This is a genomic window from Latilactobacillus sakei, assembly GCA_002953655.1.
Lineage (GTDB): Bacteria > Bacillota > Bacilli > Lactobacillales > Lactobacillaceae > Latilactobacillus > Latilactobacillus sakei_A.
On record CP025839.1, the window covers coordinates 223138 to 239785 of the forward strand.

Below are 16648 nucleotides of genomic sequence, written 5' to 3' on the forward strand. Positions count from 1 at the left end.
AAATGATAGTGTATTAATTGAATTATGGATTAATTAAATTGGTAAGAGATGATTGAGGTGATACGTATTGAGGCTATTTAAATTATGCATGACTTTATTATTAACGGTAAATGTGTTAGCGAGTTCGGTGATGATGACTGAAGTAAATGCTGTTGAAGCGCCTGCTAATGCGTCTTCGGAAACGATCACTAAAATAGCTCAGGACGCTATTTCAGGTTCAACACCAACTAAACAATCAAATAGTGTCATTCAAAAAAAGGCGGCTTCAAGTACGGAAACACAAACCATAACGCCAGCAACGTCAGAAAAAAAAGCGACGCTACTTGAAGCACCGCAGACTAAAAAAACTAGCCAACCCCAAAAGCAGCAACTTGATCAACGAGCAGGCACCAGTTTGGGAACAGTCACCTGGTATATCGATGATACAACGGCGACCTTACATTTATCAGGCGGTGTATTGCCGGATAAAGTGGCTAATGATACTAATACACCTTGGAATTTCCCTAACTCGCCTTATATTGCGCGAATCGCGCATATCAGCATTGACGGTGAAATCACAGCCAAAGATGTCTCCTATATGTTTTGGGGATTGACCAACTTAACAACGGTTCAGGGGTTAGCTAACCTAAAAGGGGCCACTAATTTTAAGATGTTATTTGCCAGTGACAGTGCGCTGCAATCAGTTGACGCGACTAACTTAGATTTTTCAAAAGTAACGGCAATGAGTTCGATGTTTAGCGACTGTGAAAACCTAGTATCAGTTGGCGACACAGCAAATTGGCAGCTTGGGCAAGTCACCACAATGGCGAGTAGCTTTAGAGGTGATAAAAAATTAAATCAGCTGAATAGTACGAATTGGGACACTGCTAATATTCAAAACATGAATAACACATTTTACAATTGTACGGCCTTAACGAACTTAGATGTTTCAAAATGGCAGACGACAAAGATGACTAATCTGGGGAGTACCTTTTCACAATCGGGCATTACTGCTTTAGATGTTTCAAATTGGGATACGAGTCACGTTACTAATTTAAGTAGTACTTTTCTGAATACTAGTATTGCCGAACTAGATGTTTCGAATTGGGATACAAGCCAAGTGACGACAATGGACAGAACTTTTGCAGGATGTTCAAGACTTGAAACCTTAGATGTCTCAAAATGGCAGCTCGGCAAAAATACATCGTTGTCTTACACGTTCAGCGGTGATCAAAGATTAACGCAGTTAGACGTTTCTAAGTGGCAAACCGCTAATGTGACGAATATGGCTTCAACATTTTCCGGGACTGTCGGTGTTAAGACTTTAGCGGTTAAAGATTGGCAGACCACTAAAGTGACAACTATGGCGGGCATGTTTGCCAATAGTGGCGTTGATCAGTTAGAAATTGCTGATTGGGATACGAGCAACGTCAAAAGTATGCGATTAATGTTTGATGCGACGAAGTTAAGAACGCTTGATTATCCTGATTGGAATACCGCTAGTGTAACCGATATGAGTTATATGCTGCGTGGGATGACGAAATTAACAGATGCTTATTTCACGAATTGGGATACGAGTCAGGTAACGAATATGGGCGGCATGTTTTTGAATGATCAACAATTAGCGCACCTGCGGTTGGGACCCAAATTTAAATTCTTAACGAGTACCTCAACCGGACCATCATTAGCAGAACCCAGCACTGAAACACCCTATTTTGGGAAGTGGCAACGACATGATGCAAATGATAATCAAGTTGGGAATACCTATACATCAGCAGCGTTAATGGCCCAGTATGATGGGACGACTGTTCCAACGGGTGATTATTATTGGGCCGTTGCAACGCCACCAACGATTACCAAGTTGGTACGCAATGTGACAGCCGATGGCAATAACGCCCCATTTAAGACGGTAACAACGGCTCAAATGGGTGACCTAGTTGAATATCAAATCAATATCACCCAGCCAAATGGGCAAAAATTAGATCGGGGTGCGGTCTTTGAAGATGTACTTGATTCACATTTAAAACTGGATAGTAGTAAAGGGCTAATGATTGCGTATGCGACCGCCGGTAGCGATTTTGATATGTTCCAATTGATTAACTTTAATGATCAATGGCAATTTGCAACGGGGCAGACGATGGAAATTGGACAAAAGGCACAAGTCAAAATTAAGGCGACAGTAGCCGACGATAGTGTGCCAGAAATTGATAATCTTTTCAAATTGGTTTCCGGGAGTTACGGTGCCGGTACCATTTCAAACACTGCTATCGTTCACGTTAAGAAACCATTGAAGCTAACTAAAGCGGTTAAAAATGAAACAACGAACACAAACTGGGCTACCAAACAGGATGTGAGTCCGGGTGATCAAGTGGGCTTTACGCTCGATTATCAAAACACGACGGGCGCCACTAGCAACCAGATAACTTTCAATGATCCGTTGGTCACCAATGAACTGACGTATCAAACGGGTTCACTAAAGGTGACCTATCAAGATGGAACGACTGAAACTGTCAGCGATGCGGCGCAAACTCAATTTGCAACCACGGGTAAATTAACGTTAACCAAATCGTTAGCGAATTATGAAGCCGTTAAACTTAGTTTTTCAGCAACGGTTAATCCATTGGTTACATCAGGAACAACCTTGCACAATACGGCAACGGTGACCGCGGATAACGTTAGTCAACCAGTTACCTCGAATACAGTTGATATGAACGTGGTCCAGTCAGAACATCAATTAACCATTCGGTATGTTGATTTAGATGAGGATCTTAGCCATCCAGCTAGTGCGGGGACTCAAATTGCCGCGCCGATTACGGTGTCTGGTAAAACTGGCACAGCTTTATCAACCCTTTTACCAAGGCAGCAAGTCGCCCCTAAGGTGATTGAGGGCTACACGATTTATTCAGTTAGTGAAGATCCAGATTTAAAACCGGAGAATTGGCAAAAAGCTTATCGCGATGATCCTCAAATTGGTGATCAAGATCGAATCATTACTTACGGTTATAAAAAGGCAATGTTATCGATTGATGCACCCAGCAGTTGGGAATTTGGTGATTATAATAATAAACCCATGGACCGGACGTATTATTTAAATCATAATCATGGCACGCCACAAGCAGTGACGGTCACCGATAATTATGGCGTTCAAAATTGGCAATTACAGGTTAGCCAAGCCAAACCGTTTGTTGATAGTGAACAACATGAGTTAACCGATGCAAAATGGGTCTTTTCAAATGGCAATGTTAAAACACTATCGAATACCGATGCGGGGACGGTCACTAATAATAGCGACCATTTCACATTGGCATCAGGTCAGAGTGCCACTTTAATGACAATGACTAAGAGTGGTCACTTTCAATCCGATTCACCGGATACCAGTGATCGCGACAATCCCTATACCCAAGTTGGACAAGGGCAGTGGGCTTATCGCTTTGGTGACGAAAAAAGTGCCGATTATAGCATTGGCTTAAATGTACCGGCAACTACTAAACGGTATACCGGTCATTATCGAACGAAATTAACGTGGTCATTATCAGTTGGCCCATAGTAACACTTGTTTCTTGGGAGGAACAATCAAATCAGAATAGCTTGGCAATTAAAAATAGGGTTGAGTGATAAAAATGCGATTAAGAAAATGGACAACAGGTTTAGCAGTCGGGCTGTTCGGCTGGCTATTATTGGCTAGCAATCAGCCAGTTTCAGCAGCACAGGAACATATCGATTTTGAAGTTGAAAAAGTTAAATCGAACCGCCAAGTGGATCAAGAAAATCGTTTTTTTGATTTAGGAATTGAACCGGGTAAAAAAGAAACCATTCAGGTTTTGGTTCATAATTTCAGTGATAAAAATATTAAAGTTCATTCAGAGATTGATAATAGTTTGACGCAACAAGGTGGGGGGATTATTTATCGCCCCACGAAAGACGGCATTATCAAAGAAACGGCGCATACATTGATGGATGTTGCTAAAGTTCATCGGGCGGATCGAGTGATTACGCTAGGCCCCAATGAGGTCAAAAAGGTGAGTGCGACGATTACGATGCCAAATGAACAAACCAAAGGGATGATTTACGGCGCTTGGCATTTTATTGAATACGGGCAAAAAGAAGCTGACGATCATTCGAGTATTTCCGGGAATTACGCCTACAATATGGGAATTGTTCTGCGCGGTAAGCCTTACGAGATTTACCCAGAGTTGAAATATCAAGGGGTTAACCCAACCGTCAGAAATGGGCATCCAGCGTTAGGGATTCAGTTGAATAATACCAAACCGATGGCCATCAAGAATGCTAAGGTGAAGGCTGTTGTTTATAAGAATGGCTTCTTTAAAGATAAACGCGTTTATGAAACAGACAGTGTTGATGTTGCCCCTAATTCGCAGTGGACTGTGCCAATTTCATGGGCATTCGATCGATTGAAACCCGGTCGTTATAACATTTCCATCAGTGTTAAAGGTAATAGTTATTGGAACCAATTACCAATGAGTTGGCACTTTAGAAAGAAAATTACGATTAATCAACAACAAGCCGATAAGATTAATCAAGCTTCAGTGAAGAAACCCGTTAATAAATGGGCGTATGTCGCGACTGCTAGTGGCGTTTTGATGCTTGTTTCATTCTGGTTTGTCTATCGGGTATTGAAATTAACAAGGGGGCTTTAAACGTGCAGCACTTAATTACAAAATGGGGCCCTAAAAAGGCTCGCTTGGCAACCTTCATAGTCTCAGGGGGCTTAACAATTTGGTTTGTACTGACCCTCTATCTTGCCATTAAATTTTATTTAGACTTACAAAAAATCACGATTATTACAATGTAACAAGTTACGGGGGATGGGTGGGCAGCGAAAGAAAATATAGTTAAAAAAGGGAGGAATTTCACATGAAATTCACAAAATTAACAAGCACAGTTTTAACAGCATCAACATTATTAGCAATTCTAGCACCTGCAACAATCGCTAGCGCTGCAACACCAAAAGACGACGCAGCAGCTAATGGTGGTACTAAGCTACCAATGACTGACACAACCGATGCTGGCATCTCATTTGGTGATACACATGATAACGGCAATTCAGGCTACTTAAGATTACAAATGGTACCAAAGACATTAGATTTTGGGAACCATGCTAAGTATGACGCAGCACACACAAACTTTGATGCAACAGGTGCTAACTTAGGCGTTGTTGGTAATGACACACATGCTTCGTACGACCAACAAGATAGCAATAAAACAGAAACATTAACAACGAGTGATGCTAAGTTAAAAGCGGTTCAAGGGACCGCTTGGGCAACAGTTGTTGATAAACAAGTTGAAAATCCAGAATTAGCTGCTGCTACACCAAAGGCTAATACAGCAGGTGACTGGAAGTTAACTGTTTCAGCTGACGGCGATGGTCTAAAAGCTGGTGGACACACAATTGCAGATGCTAACTTAGTATTTGGTAATACAAAATACGGTCGGACAGCTGATATCTATGGTTTAACAAACCAAGATCAAGATAATGATGGTTATACAGCTGCTGGGACAACAGATGCAACATATGCAAAATCAGTTAGCTTGAACTTGAGTACACCAAATGAAGAAAAAGTGGTTGGGACAGCCGCTAAAGATGCTGGCGATGGTGCTAACGTCTTTGGTTGGAACCCAAGCGATATTCGTTTAGCTTTAAACGGTTCAAACGATGTGGCAACTGGTGAATATCACGCTGGTTTAACATGGACATTAAACACAACAATCTAAGCTGACATATCAATTAAAGCATCATGAAACCAGGCTATGTTTGGGAGATAGCTTGGTTTTATACATAAGTGATTAGAAAGGAAGGCTGATATGTTTAAACGTTTGAATGGGTTGTGGTTTTGCTTATTAGTCGGTTTATTAACCGTTCAAACTAGCAGGTCAGTCTTTGCCAAGAGTGATGGGATGGCAATCCCAGCCGAGCAGAAGGCGACATTCATGTTAAGACCAGAATTACCCAAAGATAATCTGGGAGGGAAGCAGCTAGGGTACTTTAATCTGAATTTGAAGGGTGGACAGCAACGGACTGTATTTTTAAAAGTCTTTAACCCAACTGCCCAACCGTTGATAATCTATGGGCACGTCAAAGATGCGACCACTAATGATAATGCGACGGTTGATTATCTAGGTAACAATCCGATTGATCGGCAGTTATTAAAACGGCCGGGAAGTCAATGGGTTAAGGTAGCACGAGCAACAAAAATACAGCCCAATGAAACAAAAAGGTTAAAAGTTACAATTAAAGCTCCCGCCAAAGGTTTTAAAGGGCAAAAAGCAACGGCAATCAATTTAAGTACCAACCAATTGGCGCAACAAAATGCTGTTGAAAATCATTATGTCTATGCAATCGGGTTAATCTTAAACGGCCAAAAATTAACGGCTAAGGAACAACAGCCACTGCGTTCTACTGATATTAAGACGCGTTTTGTGAAACAAAAGCGGGCGGCGATTAGTGTTGCCATTGCCAATCCGAACCCAGCTTATCTGAAATCAGCGACCATTAACGTTGATTTACAAAATCAACGATGGTCGTTGATTCGTTATCAAGATAAAAAAACAAACCGCAAAATTGCACCAAATTCTCGCTTCTATGAAGATGTCCCACTAGGTGGCAAGCGATTAGTAGCGGGCGTTTATCGGATGACGCTAACAATTAAAACAGCGCACAAGCGACAGATTATTCATAAGAATGTCGCAATTAGTAAGGGCCAGGCCCGCTACGTCAACCGAAATAACGATCAATATTTAAAATATCGCAATCTACTAGTGTTGGGCGGATTTGTGATTGTTTTATTAGGCGTTGTTGCAGGCTATCGGATTTTGAAAGAAAAGCATAAGAAGAGAGATGAGCACGATGATTGAGAGTGAACGAAATCAATATTTAGAAGGCTACCAATTATTAACAAGGTTAGAAAATGGTTTAAATACGATTGCTAAACGGCATGGTGTGAGCTTCAGCCAGTACTTAATTATGAAACAAATTATTGAAAATAATTGTAATGAACCGTCATTGTTGGCACAAGCCTTTGCCATTTCGAGACCAGCGATGTCTCGAAAACTAACAGTCCTATTCCGTAGTGGCAAAATCGTAAAATTATATAATCTTAAAGATGAAGACCAAAGGGTAACGAGTTTGCAAGTTACTGCAGACGGTAAAGCTATTGTCACTGCTTTAAATAATGAATATGACGCTATATTATTACCTTACAGTCAAAAGAGTGATGCCTTGATGGCGCAATTCATCACCATTTCCAATCAGATATTAAGAAAATAATTAATGAAGTATGAGAAAACTTCATAAAACAATAATTTACTCAATTAAATTACTGGTGTAAAATATTAATGGCATATTAAGGAGTGGAGGGACCGAGTTGTATCGAAAAAAATGGCTTAATAAAATACTAGTATTAGGATTAACGTTATTTTTCGTAGGATCAGGTTTGGCATGGGAAGTTACTCAGAGCGATGCTACAGAGGCCACTGATAACAGTGTCGCAACTACTAGTCAGTCAGGTAGTAACACTAATAGTGTCGCAAGTCGCGAATCAAGCGATACACTCGATTCAGAAACAACTAAGATTGCGCCTGAAACAAAAGGTGAATCGACCAATCCTATTAAAGTCGTACCGCCATTGACCAAGGCCCAACCGCAAGTGACACAAAAGGTGGCGCGCGCAGCAACCACCTATAAAATCCAAGATTTGATTGATCAAGGGGTCGTTAAAACGACTGTCACTTGGGATGTTTATAGTCAATCAGAAGACGATATCTCTCAAGGCTATACAGGAACCTACTATCCTAAAAAAATAGAATTTTCCGTACTGCCTAATAATGTGTTACAACCAGGCGATACGATCAGTTTCAGTGTCCTTAGATATACTGGGAAATTAAGTGGTCAGGGACCGGTTACGATGGCCAGTGTCTCACTCGCGGGATTAGGGCAATATGACGGTAAGTCCTTGGTATTGGGGAGTGAATACGTCCCCGATAAAGCGGTCGATGTATCGAGTGACTTGCCTAAGAGTTCAGGTGGGGTGGCAACTTTAACAAATGAAACAACGCCTGATTACACGGCGGCTTATGCCGGCAGTACGATTAATGGGACGAAATCATCGGTAACGGTCATTCCGGCCACGCATTTTAACGGTTTTCAAGTGACTAATGCGGCAGTTGGTTCTGACAAAAAAGGGACATTAACATTAAGTGGTTATACAAAAGACCAAACCTACTTCCAGTCAGCCTTAGATGGTACGCCTAACCTCAAAGGAGTCCCAACGGCTAATTACGTCCGGATTTATCGCATTAATAAAGATTCAGCACAAAATATTAATAAAGTTAGCTTTGATTTAAAAACTTACATGCCAGCGTTAATGCCGGATGGGCAACATATGGCTGCCAAGGCGGGGACAACTGGGCCGATGCTCTTCATTAAAGCCCCTGCAGCTGTGCCGATTAATAACAGCGGCAGTGTCGCTGCCGATGCGACCGACGATGAGATTATCGCTAAAACATCGCCGCAAACCTATGGTGTTTTGCATAATTCGGATGGTAGTATGACCCTGTATTTAAATTATGGTAATTTGACGCGACCTTACGAGTTACCGGTTGATACGATCACCAAAGGGGTTATGAATAATTCTTGGGATGGAACTCAAGAGGGATTAGATTACGCACTCAACCGGCTAGCGAATAATAATTATTCGGCCTTGGCGACCTCAACTTATTTCACAATGAATATTAGTTTTAATGATCCAAGTATTGAAAATACGGTCCAAGCAACGTACAAAGATACACTTAATAATACAGAAACGATTAATCAATCGTCATCACCGCCCAGTGCTTCAACCGATGGGCAAACCACAATTAAGGTGCATTATGCTGATCAAAATGGTAAATACATCAAACCAATTGAAACCCATTATGGTTGGCCGGATACAGACAAATTACAAATCACAACGCAAGATTTAACAATTCCTGGTTATACGTTAGATAAGTCGAATCTGCCCAAAGGTGCTGATCCAGATACTGGTGCGCTCACTTTAAGTTATCCAAAAGAAGCGGGTAAAGTTGATGATATTTTGTATCGTTTTATTCAAAATAAACAAAAAATTGACGTCACCTATATCGACGACACAACAGGGAAGCAATTAGCGACCGATACGATGTCAGGCGTTGTTGATGAAAATTCAAAATACAATACACAAACGAAATTAGCAGCTTATGAAAAACAAGGCTATCAATTAGTGAGTGATGAAACCAATGGTGCAACACTACTGTTTAGCGACCAAGACCAGTCCTTTACAGTGCACTTAAAACATGCGATTAAAGCGGCCCCGGATGAAAGCAAGCAAGTCAAACGAACAATTCATTACCGCTACCAATCTGATAAGCAAGCGGCCCCAGATGTGGTTGATAAAATAACCTTTACAAGACATGATCAGATTGACCAAGTTACCAACCAATCGATTGGTTTTACGAAGTGGGTCGCAACAGAAGGGAAAACGATGTTTGCAAAACAGACGAGTCCGGTGATTAAAGGTTATACTGCCGATCAATTAACTGTTCCGGCGGTTGAAAATATTAATCAAGATTCAGCCGATATTACGACGACGGTCACTTACACAGGACAAGCGCAAAAAGCCACGGTTACTTATCAACGAAGCGATAATCAGGCCGTCATTCAAGTCGATCAATTAACCGGGGTCAGTGGCCAAACCAGTGATTATCGAACCGACGCCACTTTAGCGACCTTAGCGGATAAGGGCTATACTGTTGCCGATAATCCATATCCGAGCGACGGCTTAGTATTTGATGATGATGTGGCTGTCGATCAGAACGTGACGGTGTTATTGAACTACAATCCGTATTATAACCGGGTCTATTTTAAATCAGTGCCTAGTGAGATGGACTTTGGCCAACATGCTTTGGCAAGTACGACTGAAAGCTATCAGCCAACAGTTAACCAAGCGTTAAGTATCCAAGATGAACGTGCACTGGGATCGAAGTGGACCTTGAAAGCAGTGCTCGTACAACCTTTTACAGGTGATACGCAAAAAGCGCCGCTCAAAGGTGATTTAACTTATCAACGCGCCAATCAGTTACCAACGATGATTACGGCACAATCATCAATTATTGCGACGACTACAACAACGAGTCATGATCCGGTGGATATTTCCGGACAATGGCAGAATCAATTGGGGCCACAGTTAGTGGTGCCAGTCGGCGGTGCTTTAATTGATCAATACACAGCACAGGTCGAATGGACACTAGAAGATGGTGTTGCTAATGAATGATTTTCGAAAATTTGAATGCCGATTTAAATTAGAAAAAAATTATGAAAAACGCTTATGCTATAGTGCCATTAAGGTTAATGATTGCGATAATCAAAAGTTGAGTTGTAAAAAGAGTGGGGGTGGTTAGCAGTTGCGCTGGTTAAAAAACAAATCAAGATTTGTGATGCTAATGTTGATTATCGGAAGCGGCCTAATCATCGTATACCCAACTCACACAAGTGCTAACGCACAAACAACGACTAAGAGTGTTGCACGAGTTGGCTTTTACGAAACAGGTCAAGCACACAAACAAGTACCAATACAAACCGAAACAAAACAGCATGCTAGATTGCCACAAACTGGGGCAAGCTCAGTCGAGTTAAGCACGATTGTGGGCATTGTTTTACTGATTGGTAGTTTAGGATTATTCAAACAAAGACGGGGGAATTTTTAAAATGAAGAAATTTATGATGAGTACTTTATTATTGAGCGGGATGTTAAGCATTTCAATGGGCCAAGTACATGCGGCTGATACTGATAGCCACGATACAACTGGTAAGGTTGGTTTCAAAACACCAGATACTGGTGGGTTAACAATGACGAATACTAATGATTTAGATATTGATTTTGGTTCAAATCCAATTTCAGCCGATGACAAGACCTATACGAATGTCAACGACGCTAAGGCAACTGTTCAAGATATTCGTGGGACAGCAACTGGTTGGACGTTAACAGTTGCCCAAAAGGCACAATTTAAAACGGCTGATAGCGATGAATTAACGGGTGCGCAAATAACAATCAAAACACCAACCCTAGATACGACTTCAACAGCCACAGCTACGGTTGATCAAAATTTAGTCTTAACAACTGATAACACAGCTCATAAAATAATGGGCGCTACTGCAGGTGAAGGTAACGGGACAGCGATTGCCGATATGAATACTGGTTCAGTGTCATTAGATGTTCCTGGTAAGACGGTCAAAGTGGCTAAGGATTATACAACAATGTTGACTTGGAATTTAGCGGACGTACCAGCTAATAATTAAAAACGACATAAAATAATTAAGATAGATGAGGCTAATTTAGTCTCATCTATTTCTGCTTATCGGAAAAAGACAAGGGGATTAGAATATGAAACGTAAATATCGTTTAATGGTCTGGGGACTCATCTTATTAATGGGCGTATTACTCAATATTAAATCAGTAGATGCTGCTAACAACGCCGGTTTTGAAGTAATCCCAGTTGCCGCTAAGCAACAGTTAAACCATGAAGTAACCTATTTCGATTTAAAGTTAGCGCCAAACCAAGCCACAACGGTGACGGTAAATGTTAGGAGTACAAGTCAAAAGCCAATCACAATTGAGACCTCAGTGGCCCAAGCAACCACTAATACCAATGGGGTTGTTGAATATAAAGCATTCAAACAAAATAAAAGTTGGGGCCTACCTGCTGATATTGAAAAAGTTGTGACCACTGATCAAAGCAAAATTACATTACAACCGGGTGAAGTAAAACCGGTGACCTACCAAATTAAGATGCCCCCAGAGACCTTTGATGGGGAGTTAGTGGGTGGCTTGAATTTTGTCAAAAAAGTGACCGATGATCAAATGAAGACTGATAGTAGTATGGGTGTTAAGAATCAATATGCTTATACAATTGCGATGGTCTTACACGGTCGCCAAGAACTAACCAGAAATAAAATGAGTCTTGGTAAGATAACAACGCGGCAAATTAATAATCGCAATATCATCAGCATACCATTGAATAATCAGACTGCTGCCTTTTTAAATAAGGTGACAACTAAGGTTACGATTACAAAACAGGGACAGTCGAAGGCGATTTATACGCAAAAGACAGCCGATGGTCAAATGGCGCCTAATTCGGTCTATGATTTACCCGTCAGAATTGGGGAAACAGCTTTCAAACCAGGTCGTTATACGGCAAAAGTCGCCGTGACGTCTAAGCAACAGCATTGGCAATTCATCAAAGATTTTACGATTACTAGAAAACAAGCTCGGCATTATAATCAAAAAGCGGTGCTTAAAGAAGACGATTCCTGGTTAGGGCTAAGTCTGATCATTATCGGCATAGTATTGTTATTAATTTTAATCATTGTGATTTATTGGCGGAAACAACGTCGTATCAAACTATTGGAAAGTGAATTAGCCGCTAGTAAACGAGACAGCAATCAATAGAGTGGAGCGAGTGCGTTAATGGAATACTTATTGGAAGCAGAAGATTACCAAAGCCTTCTTTTATTTGCTTATATTGAATCCTCCCCAACGAATGTTGTTTCGGTTAAAATGATCGAAGATAAGTTTGATTTAACTTATTTTAAAGTTAATCGTTTAATGGGAGACTTAATTCAAGATTTAGAAAAATTAAATTTAGATCAGTATTTTTATATTGAAAAGGAAAACGGCGAGTATCATTATCGGAAAAATGGACTAGATTCAATTAACCGGTTATTGTGGGTTTATTGCCGGCGCTCGCTGAGCTTTAGTCTCATTGATTATATGCTCAAACATCAAGGGGCAACAATTGAGGAATTTTCAGATGCAGCCTATATTAGTTTGACCAAGGCTTATAAAGTTCGCAAAGCTGTTCGGACCTTCTTCAAGGCGTATCAAATTAAAGGATTTGATACTAAAAATGCGCATGATGAATTTCGATTACGATTAGTCTTAACCCAACTGTATTACCATGCTTTTAAGGATTATGAATTGCCGTTTGAACCAGTTAAAGTTCAGCGCGCAGATTATTTGGTTAAGCTTATCGAAGAACAAGCAATCATCGCAACTATGACCGATGCTAAGCGGGTTTTTCTTACCTTTTATTGCTTAATTGCCAGTACTCGTTTACATCAAGGCTTCGAGTTTAAAGTTGAACCAACTTGGCAAGCAAAGATTGATGAATACCGACTTCAGATTAAGCAAGTACAAGCGCAATGGCCTAAAGAAATGCTGCCAATTAGTACTGATGAGATTGGATATGTCCTACAATTACTAGATATTTTAGATTGGGAAAAAGAACCGCATCAAAAAATTAATCTGTTGCCAGAAGATTTTAAAAAACGGGTTTTAACGATTTTACAGTCATCGTTTAGAATTCATCATGAACCGGTCCAACTAAACCTAAGTGATAGCCCAATCTTAGGTAAGCTATGGAAGCTTTGTCAGCGATATTACTACGATGATAATATTGTTTTGGATGGCTTTTTCAGCACTAACTTAAGTGTTTTTGAAGAGAACTATTATGAATTGTATCAAGGCTGTCTAAGATTTATTGATACGTTGGAGGAAGAACAGCTACTGAAAAAAGTGAAAAATCATAAAACTTTTATCATGGAGCTTGTGATGATTGCGTTGAATAATCTGGATTTTAAAGCACTTTCCCCCCGGATTACAGTGACCGTTAACTTTTCGCTAGGGATGCCATATAATCGGTTTATCGAGTCTAATTTACGATCATTACCTTTCAATAATATTCAAATTAATAACCAATATTCGGCGGAAACGGATATTTATTTATCAGATGTGCTGAGTCGACATGTTAAATCTGACTATGTTATTTGGAATAGTCCCCCCAATGCAATTGATTGGGAAGTTTTTGGTAATTTAGTGGCACGGATTAAGGAGGATAAACAATGCGATTAAACTCATTATTGTGGGTGACGCCAATGCTTTTTTCAGCAGTTGCTTTTTTTAATCAGATTGATACACAAGCTAAAGTGAAGGTGGAGATGGCGACTGCAATGTCGTCCGCTAATCAACAATTAGGAAATAATCAGGATAGTGTTAGTATCGGGTTTTATCGAAAAAAGCCTAAAGAAGATCATCACTACTCGCTTTTGAATACGCCGGTCGATTATGCACCAACTAGACAGCAACTGAAGCATCTACCAGTCTATTTACCGCCAGTTGATATTGAAATTTATTATTTGGGTCAGCTTTATCGGAATATTTCTGGGACGTTAATTTTTGGAGGGCGTATGCCATCTAAGACACTATTAGAACGACCATTAAAACAATAATAGCGAAAAAAATGGTCCAAATTGAAGGACTCCAATATTATTGGAACCCTTCATAGTATTAAGCGAATAGTATTTTGAAACAACCGTTATTTCGAAACAATTAAATAGTTTGTGTCGGACGTATTGTATGACGTTTGAGCAATTCTTATTTTATAACAATTAGCTCAATACGGTACGCAATCACCTAGCGAATTGGCAATTAAGTCTAATACGTCAGGGACAATTGTGCCCCGGAAACTCAATACGCTAAAAGATAAAGGCTTGATTAAAAAACACGCGGTACCCGGTTAGATCAACGGGTAGTCAGCGTTTCAATGACTGAACTGGGGCAAATGGTGTATGAACAACTCTCTGCTGAATTAGCAAATTGGTTTCAAGAACAACAAGCTAAACAAACCGCCACTTTTAAACGTTTCTTACTAGTTGGTTAACTAGCTAGCATATGACTGATAGACCAGATTTGAAGAGTGTAGACAAAACTTTTTTGTTGGCACTCTTTTTTAGCTGCTACGTCAGCTGTTAGGAATGGTTTATTTTTTTAGGTGGATAGGTTATATTGATGGTTAATAAGTGAAAGTTGGTGACTGTGATGAGAATCGTAGTAATTGGTTCAGTAGCAGCGGGCACAAGTGTTGCTGCTAAGGCACGCCGGAATAGTGAAGTCAATGAGATTGTCGTCTACGAAAAAGGGACGGATATCTCGTATTCAGTTTGCGGGATGCCATTTTATCTTGGTGGGGCAGTTGAACAACTTGATGAGCTCATTCCACGGGATGCTGCTTGGTTTAAAACGCGTTTTAATGTCGATATTATGACGGCGACCGAGGTGATTTCAATTGACGAAGTGCAGCAAACGCTATTGGTAAAGCAACTAGCAACGAATACCGTTTTTGAAGATCATTATGACAAACTGGTCTTAGCAACCGGGGCAGCGCCAAGAATCATTCCGCCGTTTAATCAGCAATACAAAAATGTCTTTATGATGCATCACATGGCAGATACGCGCGCCATTGATAGTTACCTCAAGAAAAATACGACGGCGAATGTTTTGATTTTTGGAACGGGATATGTTGGGATTGAGATGGCCGAACAGTTAAAACAACGGGGATTATCGGTGACATTGGTGCAACGCAGTACGCAGATTATGACCCATTATGATGGTGAAATGGCTTATCGGGCCGAACAAGTGTTACTCGAAAATGGTGTTAACGTGATTAAAGGGGTTACAGCTGAAACAATTGTTACTGCCGATAATCGCGTGACAGGCGTCAACCTGAGTGATGGGACGAAATTGACTGCCGACTTTATTCTACTGGCTACCGGCGTGATTCCGCAAACGCAATTAGTTGAGCATATGACGATTGCCAAGGGTGACTCGGGCGCATTACAAGTGACCGATAAAATGATGACCTCGGTACCTAACATTTACGCGGTGGGGGATGTTGCTGAAAGTTTCTCTTTAATTGATGGTTTGCCACTTTATCGGCCCATGGGATCAACCGCCAATAAAATGGGGCGGATTGCAGGGGATGCGATAACTGATGGGCAACTTGCGCATCGCGGTATTCTAGGGACGGGGATTATCCGTTTATTTGATACCACAGTTGCCCAGACTGGTTTTACCGAAACGGTCGCTCGGGCTAAAGGTTATGAGGTTGATGTCTTATACAATATCAAACCAGGACATGCTGATTATCTAAATGGGACGGAAAATGTCATCAAAGCAATTGCCGACCATCAAACGGGGCGCTTGCTCGGTGTCCAAATCATCGGGCAAGATGGTGTCGATAAGCGGATTGATGTGTTCGTCACCGCGATTTCATTTGGGGCGAAGGTTGCGGACTTATTTCACCTCGATTTGGCCTATCAGCCGCTCTATGCTACTACGAAAGATCCAATACTCTACACAGGGATGGCGCTCGAAAATGCGCGCAACGGGAGACCGTTATTGTCGCCGACAGAACTCAATCAACGATTAGCAGCGGGTGATGATCTACAAGTAATTGATGTACGGTCCCAAAAACAATATAGGCAACAACATATTGAAACGGCCATTAGCATGCCCCTAGGTGAAATTAGAAAACGGATTGCTGAGCTAGATCCAACTATGCCAACGGTGGTCTATTGTAATAAAGGGGTTACTGGCAATGCTGCCCAGAACCTCCTATTAAATATGGGGTTTGAGGATGTTTATAATTTAAGTGGTGGCCACAAGAATTATCAGTTAGTTAAAATGTACTTACAATGAAAATAAAGTCGTCAAAAAAGACTCGCCAATTAAATGACGGGTCTTTTTTGCTTTGAAACGAATTAATAGTAATCAATAGAACGGCCTATAGAAGGTTAATCTTG

General features: G+C 40.8%; 12 protein-coding genes. All 12 read left to right on the forward strand.

What is annotated here, in order from left to right; all coding sequences use genetic code 11:
* The first annotated feature begins 88 nt into the window (after positions 1 to 88).
* The 12 genes from C0213_01020 (at position 89) to C0213_01075 (ending at position 16544) form a co-directional block, all read left to right on the forward strand.
* Positions 89 to 3526, forward strand: a complete 3438-nt coding sequence (locus C0213_01020; GenBank protein ID AUX11080.1) for a hypothetical protein — start codon at positions 89 to 91, stop codon at positions 3524 to 3526.
* 73 nt (positions 3527 to 3599) lie between these two features.
* Positions 3600 to 4637, forward strand: a complete 1038-nt coding sequence (locus tag C0213_01025; protein ID AUX11081.1) for a cell surface protein — start codon at positions 3600 to 3602, stop codon at positions 4635 to 4637.
* A gap of 217 nt (positions 4638 to 4854) precedes the next feature.
* Positions 4855 to 5712 carry a cell surface protein gene (locus C0213_01030; protein AUX11082.1) on the forward strand — a complete coding sequence of 286 codons (858 nt, stop codon included), beginning with the start codon at positions 4855 to 4857 and terminating at the stop codon, positions 5710 to 5712.
* A 90-nt stretch (positions 5713 to 5802) separates the two neighbouring features.
* A complete protein-coding gene (locus tag C0213_01035; protein AUX11083.1) occupies positions 5803 to 6852 on the forward strand; it encodes a hypothetical protein in 1050 nt (349 codons plus the stop codon).
* Complete coding sequence (locus C0213_01040; protein ID AUX11084.1) at positions 6845 to 7264, forward strand: hypothetical protein; 420 nt, start codon at positions 6845 to 6847, stop codon at positions 7262 to 7264. The genes C0213_01035 and C0213_01040 overlap by 8 nt, the downstream gene beginning before the upstream one ends.
* A gap of 97 nt (positions 7265 to 7361) precedes the next feature.
* Entirely contained in the window at positions 7362 to 10283 is a 2922-nt protein-coding gene (locus tag C0213_01045) for a hypothetical protein (protein ID AUX11085.1), read from the forward strand.
* A 130-nt stretch (positions 10284 to 10413) separates the two neighbouring features.
* Positions 10414 to 10716, forward strand: a complete 303-nt coding sequence (locus C0213_01050; GenBank protein AUX11086.1) for a hypothetical protein — start codon at positions 10414 to 10416, stop codon at positions 10714 to 10716.
* A 1-nt stretch (position 10717) separates the two neighbouring features.
* Positions 10718 to 11308, forward strand: a complete 591-nt coding sequence (locus C0213_01055; protein ID AUX11087.1) for a WxL domain-containing protein — start codon at positions 10718 to 10720, stop codon at positions 11306 to 11308.
* Between the two features lie 85 nt (positions 11309 to 11393).
* Positions 11394 to 12458, forward strand: a complete 1065-nt coding sequence (locus C0213_01060) for a cell surface protein (protein AUX11088.1) — start codon at positions 11394 to 11396, stop codon at positions 12456 to 12458.
* A gap of 18 nt (positions 12459 to 12476) precedes the next feature.
* Entirely contained in the window at positions 12477 to 13919 is a 1443-nt protein-coding gene (locus tag C0213_01065) for a hypothetical protein (protein ID AUX11089.1), read from the forward strand.
* Complete coding sequence (locus C0213_01070) at positions 13910 to 14296, forward strand: hypothetical protein (protein ID AUX11090.1); 387 nt, start codon at positions 13910 to 13912, stop codon at positions 14294 to 14296. Before C0213_01065 ends, C0213_01070 begins: the two co-directional genes overlap by 10 nt.
* A gap of 589 nt (positions 14297 to 14885) precedes the next feature.
* Positions 14886 to 16544: a dehydrogenase gene (locus C0213_01075; GenBank protein ID AUX11091.1), complete on the forward strand. Its 1659-nt coding sequence runs from the start codon at positions 14886 to 14888 to the stop codon at positions 16542 to 16544.
* Positions 16545 to 16648: the final 104 nt, after the last annotated feature.

Coding starts and splice junctions, on each gene's coding strand:
- C0213_01020 (AUX11080.1), top strand. CDS start 89: ATGACTTTATTATTAACGGTAAATGTGTTAGCGAGTTCGGTGATGATG.
- C0213_01025 (AUX11081.1), top strand. CDS start 3,600: ATGCGATTAAGAAAATGGACAACAGGTTTAGCAGTCGGGCTGTTCGGC.
- C0213_01030 (AUX11082.1), top strand. CDS start 4,855: ATGAAATTCACAAAATTAACAAGCACAGTTTTAACAGCATCAACATTA.
- C0213_01035 (AUX11083.1), top strand. CDS start 5,803: ATGTTTAAACGTTTGAATGGGTTGTGGTTTTGCTTATTAGTCGGTTTA.
- C0213_01040 (AUX11084.1), top strand. CDS start 6,845: ATGATTGAGAGTGAACGAAATCAATATTTAGAAGGCTACCAATTATTA.
- C0213_01055 (AUX11087.1), top strand. CDS start 10,718: ATGAAGAAATTTATGATGAGTACTTTATTATTGAGCGGGATGTTAAGC.
- C0213_01060 (AUX11088.1), top strand. CDS start 11,394: ATGAAACGTAAATATCGTTTAATGGTCTGGGGACTCATCTTATTAATG.
- C0213_01065 (AUX11089.1), top strand. CDS start 12,477: ATGGAATACTTATTGGAAGCAGAAGATTACCAAAGCCTTCTTTTATTT.
- C0213_01070 (AUX11090.1), top strand. CDS start 13,910: ATGCGATTAAACTCATTATTGTGGGTGACGCCAATGCTTTTTTCAGCA.
- C0213_01075 (AUX11091.1), top strand. CDS start 14,886: ATGAGAATCGTAGTAATTGGTTCAGTAGCAGCGGGCACAAGTGTTGCT.